Source organism: Promicromonospora kroppenstedtii DSM 19349 (assembly GCF_000515355.1).
In the GTDB taxonomy this organism is placed as follows: Bacteria; Actinomycetota; Actinomycetes; order Actinomycetales; family Cellulomonadaceae; genus Promicromonospora; species Promicromonospora kroppenstedtii.
Genome location: NZ_KI911634.1, coordinates 56,136 through 58,638 on the forward strand (window position 1 = coordinate 56,136; position 2,503 = coordinate 58,638).

General features: G+C 72.5%; 2 protein-coding genes and 1 pseudogene. All 3 read right to left on the bottom strand.

Going from position 1 to position 2,503, the window contains the following annotated elements:
* A pseudogene (locus PROKR_RS34115) lies at positions 1-310 on the bottom strand (sensor histidine kinase); the annotation flags it as partial.
* An 86-nt stretch (positions 311-396) separates the two neighbouring features.
* A complete protein-coding gene (locus PROKR_RS06695; RefSeq protein ID WP_036960961.1) occupies positions 397-1,617 on the bottom strand; it encodes an acyl-CoA dehydrogenase family protein in 1,221 nt (406 codons plus the stop codon).
* A 50-nt stretch (positions 1,618-1,667) separates the two neighbouring features.
* A partial coding sequence (locus PROKR_RS06700; RefSeq protein WP_051432747.1) for a hypothetical protein occupies positions 1,668-2,503 on the bottom strand: 836 nt, incomplete at its 5' end.

Sequence of the window (2,503 nt, forward strand, 5' to 3'; positions counted from 1 at the left end):
GGACGCCGGTCTGGCGGGCGACGCGAGCGCGCTCGGCGGTGCCGAACCGGCGGGCGACGACGAGACAGAAGGCGAGCATCGGCACGCCGACGCCGAGCGCGGGGACCAGCCCGGCCGAGACCAGGACGAGGATCCAGACGGTGAGGCCCGCGGTCAGGTGCCACACCCACCCCACGGCCAGCGAGGCGACGGCGCGCCGGGTGGCCGGGTGGAAGGGCGCCCGGAAGAAGTCCGCGCCCGAGGTCAGTGCGGGCGCGACGTGCTCCGCGAGGGTGCGGGGCGGGGGCACCGGGCCGTCATCGCTGGTCATGGTCATGACCCTAGGCGGCCCGGCGCCCCCGGCACATTGAGTGACCCCACCGGGTGCGGGTGGGGTTGTCCCTACCCCGGTACTGCTCAGGCGAAGGCGCTGGTACCCGTGATCTCGCGGCCGATGATCAGGGCCTGCATGCTCTCGGTGCCCTCGTACGTGTGCAGGGCCTCGATGTCGGCGAAGTGCCGCGCCACGCGGTTCTCCAGCAGGATGCCGTTGCCGCCGAGCAGGTCGCGGGCGATCGCCGCGATCTCCCGAGCGCCGCGCGTGCAGGTGTACTTGGCGAGCGACGCCTGCGGGCCGGTGAGCTGCTCCGCCTCGTCGAGCCGCGTCATCTGCTTCACGAGGAGCTGCATCTGCGTGAGGATCGACAGCATCTTGGTGAGGCGTTCCTGGACCATCTGGCTGGCGGCCAGCGGCCGGCCGAACTGCACCCGCTGCTTGGAGTAGGCCACGGCGGTCTCGTAGCAGGCGATGGCCTGCCCGACGGCGCCCCAGGCGACCCCGAGGCGCGTGGCGAACAGGACGCGGCCGGTGTCCTTGAACGAGCGCGACTTCGGCAGCAGGCTGTCGGCCGGGACGAACACGTCGTCCAGCACGATGTGGGCCTGGTGGATGGCGCGCAGCGAGAGCTTGCCCTCGATCGTCGTGGCCCGGTACCCGGGGGTGTCCTGCGGGACGATGTAGCCGTGCACCTGGCCGTCCTCGCCGCGCGCCCAGACCACGGAGATGTCGCCGATCGAGCCGAAGCCGATCCACTTCTTCTCGCCGTTGATGACGTATCCCTCGACGCCGTCGCGCGTCTCCTTCACGGCGGAGGTCTCCAGGCCCACGGAGTCCGAGCCGTGCGTGGGCTCGGTCAGCGCGAACGCGCCCAGGATCTCGCCACGGGCCATCGGGCCGGCGTACTTCTCGATCTGCTCGTCGGAGCCGAGCATGACGATCGAGCGCAGCGCGAGGCCGCCCTGCACGCCGCAGATCGTGGTCACGGAGCCGTCGCCGCGCGACATCTCCATCGCGGACAGGCCCTCGGCCATCTTCGAGATCTTCGGGAAGCCGGGCACGTCCACGCCGTCGCGCAGGAAGTCCAGCTCGGCCATGCGCTTGACCAGGTCCATCGGTACCTCGTACCGCTCCCAGTAGCCGTCGATGACGGGGAGGACCTCGTCCTGCACGAACCGGCGGACGGCGAGCTGCTGGGCCCGCTCCTCCTCCGTGATGTCGGCGAACACGCCGGCGAAGTCGATGTCGAGCGGCTGCGTGAGGTCGTAGTCGGGCGCCGTCACCCCTGGGGTCTGAGTCATGCTCCCCATGGTGCGCCGGTACCGGATCTCAGGTCAAGCGATACTACGTCTCACTCAGTCGATGCCTCGCCGTGCCGGCAGACGCGCCCGTGCGCCCAGGCCTGAGGCCGGGTCCGGACCCGTTCTCCCGACGCCGCGGCACGCCGCACCTCGAGCTGCAGGTACTGGTCCTGGGCCGCCTCGGCCACGGAGTACGGCGCCGCCGCCCCGTGCAGCACGTGGTCGGCCATGTCGGCGACGATGCGCGCGATCGACAGCTCGTCGTCGGGCAGGCGGGCCGGGCGGAACTCGTTGCGGTGCACCCACTCGCCGTCGAGCGTGTAGCCCCGCAGGAACAGGCCCTCGTGGCTGCCGGCGCCGCCCGCGGCCACCCGCTCCAGCGCCGATCGACGGGGCTGCCCGTCGGCACCGACCGTGCGGGCGACGTCGTCGCGCAGCTCGCCCCGCTCGCCGCGCACGAGCAGGGTGGGGGAACGCACCCAGGAGCGGTACTGGACGTCGTCGAACTCGTAGGTGCCGAGCCGGTCGCCGAAGTCGAGCCATGCCGTCGCGTGCACCGTGTCGACCAGGGCGAGGTCGTCGGGGTCGGCCGCCCGGCTGGGGCTCGGCAGCACCCGGCGCGCGTCGCGGCGGGCGGTGATCTCGGCGTCCTCGAAGCCGGCGCCCAGGGCCCGGCGCAGCACGCTGATCCCGTGGTAGTCGTGCGCCACCGCCACGTGCGTGTCGGTCACCCTGCCGAGCCGGCCGGACGCCGCGACCGCGAGCTGCGCGCTGACCAGCGGTTCCAGGTGGTACTGCTCGGCGACGTGCACGCAGGCGCCGTCGTCCACGAGCCGTTGCAGCGCGGCGAGCTCCTCGACCGTGCCGGCCGCCGGCGTCTCCGTGA

Bases quoted from the DNA above. Each gene is read 5' to 3' on its own strand.
- PROKR_RS06695 (WP_036960961.1), bottom strand. From the start codon at position 1,617: ATGACTCAGACCCCAGGGGTGACGGCGCCCGACTACGACCTCACGCAG.